At 67.8% G+C, this 948-nt stretch carries 1 protein-coding gene and 1 pseudogene; one reads left to right on the forward strand and one right to left on the reverse strand.

What is annotated here, in order from left to right; genetic code table 11:
* Positions 1 to 193: 193 nt before the first annotated feature.
* A pseudogene (locus BIV24_RS35900) lies at positions 194 to 326 on the reverse strand (LysE family translocator); the annotation flags it as partial.
* A gap of 249 nt (positions 327 to 575) precedes the next feature.
* Between BIV24_RS35900 and BIV24_RS30965 the strand changes: the two are divergent.
* On the forward strand, positions 576 to 923 hold the full coding sequence (locus BIV24_RS30965; RefSeq protein WP_071369777.1) for a hypothetical protein: 348 nt from the start codon (positions 576 to 578) through the stop codon (positions 921 to 923).
* The last annotated feature ends 25 nt before the right edge of the window (positions 924 to 948 follow it).

Here is a 948-nt window from a genome sequence, read left to right on the forward strand (position 1 = left end):
TCGGTCGTTCACACCTCGTCGCGCTCCCGACCGCCCCCTACGACAGGACGGTCGATGGGACGACTTCGTCAGCGATGCCACCGGCTCGCTGAAGACCGACGAGTCGGTCGTGCGCGACGCAGTCGAGGAGCTGACGGCCACGGAATTTTGGCCCGAACGGCGGCGGAGAGCACCATAATTGATCTCTGTGGGGAAGCACCACCCGCCGGCCATGTGCCAAAGCCCGACCGACAACGAACAACACACTCGGTCCAGGAATGGCGGACAGCAGCAGGACATCGTGCAGAAGGCAGCCAACTGGTGAAGATCCATCACCGCGGCATCATTTCTCGCACCAACCCCAAGGACCAGGGGGACCTTTGACCTACTCCGCCGTCTGTAGACGCCATGGAGCGAGGTGGCGCCGCCGACGTCAAGCGCGGCACCGGTGGGCGGACGGTGTCCCACAGGTGGTGGACACCCCGATTGCCGAGCCGAACCTGAGCGCCGGACCCATGCAAGTGGCCGGACCGTGACGCTCTCCTCGCGGCTCCCGTTGTGCACACTGAAACGGTCGCCGCGGCTGGGGAGGGTGCGTGATCGTCTGGCTCAACGGCCCCTTCGCGTCCGCTGGACGACCAGGACCTGCCACCCTGGCGCCACCTGAACACGGTGAACTCAGGCCGCTGCTGACGGAGGTCGGGAAGAGCGCGCTGTGCATCCCGGACGAGTACGTGACCACGGTCGTGGACGTGGCCCCATGGGCCGCCGCGAAGTGGCGCGCGATCCTCGCACACCGAAGCGAGGTCGCCCGCGGGCGCACCCTGCCCGGCCTCCTCGCCCGCCTGCCCGAAGCGACCCGTCACAAGATCATCCAGACCGAGTACTTCACACGGCTCCGCCCCGGCCCTGTCCCGCGCGACCCGCATCAGATCACCACCTGACGGCCCCGCCACCATCCCCCTGCCC

The organism is Streptomyces colonosanans (assembly GCF_001866645.1).
Taxonomy (GTDB): Bacteria; Actinomycetota; Actinomycetes; order Streptomycetales; family Streptomycetaceae; genus Streptomyces; species Streptomyces colonosanans.